Here is a 6207-nt window from a genome sequence, read left to right as displayed (position 1 = left end):
AGTGGTGTCTTACTCATATCTTACTGAGGAGCCCTATTTTTTTCAAAGCTGAAAAATAACGAACTACAGGAATGCTATCCTGCCCCGTTAGTTCCATAAGAAAAAGCTGCCTTATAGACAGCTCTGATCTTCAGCTAACGCACCCGTTAGTTCATTAAGAAAAGCGATTCTTATTAAAGAATCGCGCCCGTTTGTTAAAAAATGAAAATATGAATGGCTGCTTGCTACAAAGCGTTAACTAGACTTTAACAAAAATTTAGGTTGGAGTTATTTATGATACGGTTCACCGTAACGATTGTATTTCAATTTATTTTCGAATAAGTGAGCAGTAAGATTAATTTTTAAAAGCAGCTTTGTCTTTGAAAAAGGAATCAGAGTAGTTCTCTGATTCCTTTTTACTAGTTAGTTATATAAAAGTATTACTAATAAAATAGCGATAATATAAATGTCCAAATGCACACAAAAGCTAATAACCCAAAGCTGTATTTTAATGTCATTTTCGTTAAATCAGATTCTTTTCCTATTTCACCAACGGCAGCTGCTGCTATTGCGATTGACTGTGGAGAAACAAGCTTTGCCATAACTCCCCCGGCAGTGTTAGCAGAAACTAATAATGATGAGTTTGTGCCTATGATATTACCTGCAGTAGCTTGTATAGGCGCAAATAACGTATTGTTATTTACTACAGACCCAGTCATAAACACTCCAATCCATCCTAATAGTGGTGATAGTAAAGGGAAGATATTTCCTGTTGTAGCAACTGCTTCACCTAAAGCAATTGTTAATCCACCATATGTCATTAACTTAGCTATACCAATAATTGCACAGATCATAATGATTGGAATCCAAAATTCTGAAACAGTTTTTTTTAGGAGAGACAGACCTTCACTGAAATTGATTGCTTTCGTCGTTACAATCGTCGTTAAAGCAGCTAATAATATCGCTGTTCCTGTTGCACCGATTAAATCAATGCCAATATTGATCGAAGATCCTGGTACTATAAATTTCAGTACAGCAGATTCAAGAATTCCTCCTTGAGAAAACAAACCTTTAAATGCAGGAAAGCTCCAAATCAATACAAATATTGTTAATAAATAAAATGGAGACCATGCCTTTACAACATCACCCATTGAATGATTTTCAAATTCATATTCTTTGCCGTTGAGTAAAAATATATGTTTAGGCTGCCACTTATTAAGAAATAATGCCAACAAACCCATTGTTAATAAAGAAGGAATAATGTCAGCTAACTCTGGTCCTACAAATATTGTTATGATCGCTTGGGCCACTGTATAAGTAATAGATGTCACCAAAATAGCCGGCAATACTTCTCTAATCCCTTTAAATCCATCCATTAACCATATTAATAAAAACGGAATGGTAAAGTTAATGATCGGCAGTGTTAAGGCAGTCATCATTGACACATTCATGGAGGTCACATTTTCCAGCCCAAATGTACCGATGATTCCAACCGGTATGCCAATTGCACCGAATGCTCCTGAAGCACCATTTGCTACTAGACAGAGCATGGCTGCCTGTAAAGGTTTGAATCCCAATGAAACTAATAGAACGGCACAGATTGCAATCGGTACACCAAAACCTGCTGCCCCTTCAAGAAAGGCATTAAAGCAAAACCCAATAAGTAAGAGCTGAAGACGTTGGTCTTGTGAAATACCCGCAATACTTCCGCGTAAAACATCAAATTTCCCGGATTTAACAGAGATTTTATATAACCAGACGGCCATCACAATGATATAACCAATCGGCCATATCCCTTGTATCGTACCTTGTACAACACTCCCAATTGCTTCACCCAATGGTAGCTTAAAGAGGAAAAGTACAATAAGAAGGGTTACAAATAAATTTAGAAGCGCTGCATAAATACCTTTCATTTTAAAGATCGTCAAACATAAGAGAAACAAAAGGATCGGTATAGCTGCAACTAACGCTGAAATAGCAAGATTATTAAATGGATCGATAGTTTCTACCAACATAATAACAGCTCCCTTACGTAAGAATTTCTTACTTAAGAATTAAAATACTCCCAAAATAGAGATTGAATATCTTTAAGTGTTTTAACAGAATGTGCAAACTTTTCTTTTTCGCTCTCATTTAGGGAAAGCTCCACAATATTTTTTGCACCTGTACGATTAATTACAGTTGGAGTATCAACATAAACATTACTATTACCATATTGGCCTTCTAACAACGATCCAACTGGTAAGGATCTGGAATAAAAATGCCGATACACCTATGCTAATGATTAGTGTAAGAAGGGCTGCGATAATGCCCTTCATTTTGAATACAGTCAGACCCAAAAGAAAGAATATGACAGGAAGGGCAGCAACCAAGGCTGATAAGAACGTGTTATTTATGGATTATAATCTTGAATCCACATGATGCTTCCTTCTTTCTATTTAATGTTATAATTTTAGTTCTTCAAAATGAGGCGCCAAAATGTCTTTTAAGACATAAGCACTGTGTTGGAATTTCTGTTGTTCTTCTTCATTGAGTTCTAATTCGACAACTTCTCGGATCCCACTACGATTAATGATTGCTGGAACACCCATGTACACATGCTTTTCACCATACTGGCCATCCAGATGAGCAGAGACAGTTAACACGCTATTTTCATTGTGGAGAATGGCTTTTGTAATTCGCACAAGTCCCATAGCGATGCCATAGTAAGTAGCACCTTTTCCTTCAATGATTTTGTAGGCTGCATCACGTACATTAATAAAAATCTCATCTAAGTCTTCTTTTTTATAGTGTTCTTGGCGTTCAATCATTTTCAAAACGGGAATACCACCCACGTCTGCAGAACTATAAACAGGTAGCTCGCTGTCACCGTGTTCTCCGATGATATACGCATGCACATTTTTCGGTGCGACTTTAAAGTAATCACCTAGTAGGAAACGGAAACGAGCTGTATCAAGAATGGTACCAGATCCAATGACTCGTTCTTTAGGTAACCCACTATAATGCCATGTTGCGTATGTTAAGATGTCAACGGGATTGGTTGCGACAAGAAAGATGCCATCAAATCCACTAGCCATGACATTCTCGACTATTGTTTTAAAAATCTTCAGATTTTTATCCACAAGGTCAAGGCGTGTTTCTCCTGGTTTTTGGTTCGCTCCTGCACAAATTACAACTAAATCTACATCTGCACAATCTTCATACTCTCCAAAGCGAATATTTGTTGGATCTGGAGCGAAAACTTTCCCATGATTTAAATCCATCACATCACCAATTGCTTTTTCTTTATTTAAATCAATCATAATCAACTCATCTACAATTCCTTGGTTCATAAGAGCAAAGGCGTAGCTTGAGCCTACAAATCCTGTTCCAATTAATGCGACACGGCTTACTTTTTCTTTTGTCATAAGTTTTTCATCCTTTCATCTCATTAAGTTTGTAAAAGGAGAATATTGTTTGTGAAACATTTCACAATTTAATAATACATCACTTTTTTCCATTTTACAATCCTTTTCAAAAAAACAAAAAACCAAGGAAATCCCTTGATTTTTTGCGAGCTGAAACCTTTATCTTCAAAACCTACTCTTGAGTACAGTCGCTGATCAGGAAAATGGGTGGTTTCTTCTTCAACTAAACTCCCTCAATAAACTAAACACAATCTCACGATTGCTCTAGAATTCTTAGGATTTCATAGTCATATCATTAACCGTTATCTATGTAAGCTCGGCATTACTCCTCAAGGATAGGGATTTATCGAAAAAAGTGTATGCTAAACTAGCCAATTATAGGAAAAAATTGGTTTAAGCAATGTTATGATCGCACTTTTGGATATCCACATGTCTCATGGAGGTCAACCCTCCCATGTCTCACAGAGTTGATGCTCCTACATTCCTTCGTTCAACCTTTCCATGAGGTGGATGTCGGTCATGCTGCCCCACAGGATCTAAGTCCTCACGTTAGTTGCTTTGCCGACTAATCCGTGCTTCACTTTTAAATGAGTGTTAATTAAATGACCGTGTAACCTTAAAATTCAATGAACTATTCGACTGTTTGATGTACTAAAAATGTTGCCATATGAGGGATATCCTTTAACATCTTGTCTTCTTGAAACGTAAATTGTTTTTTACCGATTGAAAACAGAATTCGAATAAGCTTGTTACACAAGGCTATCAGAGATTGCATTTTCTTTAAGGGATTGTGAAAACGTGTTGTGTAATATATATGAAGAGCTTTAAAAGCCTTGTTCTTTGCCACCAGTATCATGGCTGCCCGGAATAAGAGAGCCCTCAATTTCTTTCGTCCCCGTTTGGTAATCTTGGTCTGACCTTTCTGCTTTCCGGATGTGTTTTCTTTTAAACTTAAACCTGCTAATTTTACGATTTGGCGAGGATGTTGATAGTCCCTGAGGTCGCCGACCTCTGCGAAAAACCCTGCTACTGTATCTCGACCGATTCCTGACACCTCTAACATCTGTGTGACACCTGGGATATGGTCTAATAACTGATCTAATTGATGATCTAATTCTTCGAATTTCACTTGAATAAAATGATACTTCTCTAGTAAAGCTCTCAACTCTAATTTTGCCATAGCTTCCCCTTGACGAATACCAATCGAACGATTGGCTGCTTCTTTGAGTGCTCGTATCTTCTTTAAGCCTATACTGCGTTTTACCACTTATCTTAAGGAAAGTAAGAGCTCTTCATCCGTATAATTTACAAGTTGATGTGGCAAGGCTTCTAGCTTTAGAAAATGAATAGCTGCCTTCCCAAATTTTTGAACACTGTCAAAAATTCGGGAAAGTAACGATCAAGCCAGTTATGAACTTGTCCCTGAACGACCTGTAAGTCAACGTTGAGAAGATCGCGAAGTTTTTTGGCCACTCGGAGTTCTGCTTAAATTCCTTGTGGAATTGTTGGTTCGGCGTATCTTCCGTCATTGACTAATTGTGCGATGACTTTTGCATCTTTCACGTCATTCTTTGTAGGTGAATTATCGTCTAATTCTTTACTTCGTTTAACATGTAGTGGATTGACAGATACGAACTTAATATTATTCTCTTTTAGAAGATGAGCCAGATTTAACCAGTAGTGACCGGTTGGCTCCATGCCTACAATCACTTTATTTAACTTACACTCTTTAACAAGTTGGTTAATCCAATCTAGAAACGAATGAAATCCTGCTTTCGTATTTTCAAAGAAACACGTTTTACCTAGTTCCAATCCTCTAAAATCCTGTGCTCTCGCGACATGATTGTGCTTGGCTATATCTACTCCGACAATTAAGGTTTCAGAAGTAATTTGAGTGATTTTATGATTTTGGTTATAATTCATTGTGAGACCTCCAAATAGATGTTTTTGTCCTTTTTTAGCTGGCTAACTTAGGACACATTCATCTTATCAAGAGGTCTTTTTTCGTTCAAACCTCATTTTCAGTTATTACAGGAATGCTGCCCCGATAGTTGCATAACGAAAAAGCTGCCTTCAAGACAGCTCCGATCTTCAGCTAACGCACCTGTTCCTGTTCGTTCATTTAAAAAAGAGATTCTTATCGGAACAACTTTATCGCGTGATTACATATTTCACTGGCGGTATGTCAAAATCCATCAATTATGGGTGTTGGTTTTGAATAAAGTTTGATTGAAAATTTTCTGCAAGCCATGGCTAATAAAAGGAAACCAGTTTGAAAAAAGTTTAATCAAAACTCATTTAGAAATCTTTGATTGAAAAGATAAAGTATCACAACTTTATTCAAAACTTCGCATCTTTCTTACAAGCTTCGCAATTTTATTTTAAAGACACAATTACCAATGGCGGATTCCTAAGAAGATTAATAATAAAATCCAAGTATAAATTTAAGAAAAATTTTATATTTACCCCACTTTTTATTTTAAAAGTTTTTCCTATCCTATAAACAAGTTACATCAAGGAGGAGACTAAAAATGAAGAAGAGCAGAAATTCCCCAATCCTACACATGCTACTTTAACGTCATTAAGCCCACTCATCTGATCCATCAACTCTCCTTCCATTTCCCATTCCCCTTGCACTTCAAGTCCAAAATCGAGAAAAAACATCCAATCCCCTTTAGAGTTTGGATGCGGTCTTTTAAAAAAGATTACGATCATCGCCATTATGAGTCCGGCAAGTGTGAAGCGTAATGCTGCTAATAATAATGGGGATGAATAAGGTAGACCAATTTTAACTACTGCAAAAGAAGAACCCATCAAAAAT

The 6207-nt window shown here is 36.8% G+C and carries 4 protein-coding genes and 2 pseudogenes; all 6 read right to left on the bottom strand.

What is annotated here, in order from left to right:
• Positions 1-422: 422 nt before the first annotated feature.
• Positions 423-1994, bottom strand: coding sequence for an L-lactate permease (locus V3595_RS28540; protein ID WP_485911323.1), 1572 nt, complete (start codon positions 1992-1994; stop codon positions 423-425).
• Positions 1995-2026: 32 nt separating this feature from the next.
• On the bottom strand, positions 2027-2209 hold the full coding sequence (locus tag V3595_RS28535) for a hypothetical protein (protein ID WP_485911321.1): 183 nt from the start codon (positions 2207-2209) through the stop codon (positions 2027-2029).
• Between the two features lie 16 nt (positions 2210-2225).
• Positions 2226-2398, bottom strand: a pseudogene (locus V3595_RS28530) (L-lactate permease); the annotation flags it as partial.
• Between the two features lie 25 nt (positions 2399-2423).
• Positions 2424-3386 (bottom strand): L-lactate dehydrogenase, encoded by a 963-nt coding sequence (locus V3595_RS28525; RefSeq protein WP_485911319.1) that lies wholly within the window; start codon positions 3384-3386, stop codon positions 2424-2426.
• A gap of 631 nt (positions 3387-4017) precedes the next feature.
• Positions 4018-5309, bottom strand: a pseudogene (locus V3595_RS28520) (IS110 family RNA-guided transposase).
• 585 nt (positions 5310-5894) lie between these two features.
• Positions 5895-6207 (bottom strand): EamA family transporter (locus tag V3595_RS28515; RefSeq protein ID WP_485911317.1); only part of this gene is annotated, 313 nt, incomplete at its 5' end.

The sequence above is a fragment of the Bacillus sp. CFBP9009 genome, assembly GCF_036541465.1.
Classification (GTDB): Bacteria; Bacillota; Bacilli; order Bacillales; family DSM-1321; genus Peribacillus.
This window is presented reverse-complemented; position numbering and strand designations above follow the sequence as displayed.

Excerpts from the sequence above, each read along its gene's own strand:
- V3595_RS28525 (WP_485911319.1), bottom strand. The coding sequence starts at position 3,386 with ATGACAAAAGAAAAAGTAAGCCGTGTCGCATTAATTGGAACAGGATTT.
- V3595_RS28540 (WP_485911323.1), bottom strand. The coding sequence starts at position 1,994 with ATGTTGGTAGAAACTATCGATCCATTTAATAATCTTGCTATTTCAGCG.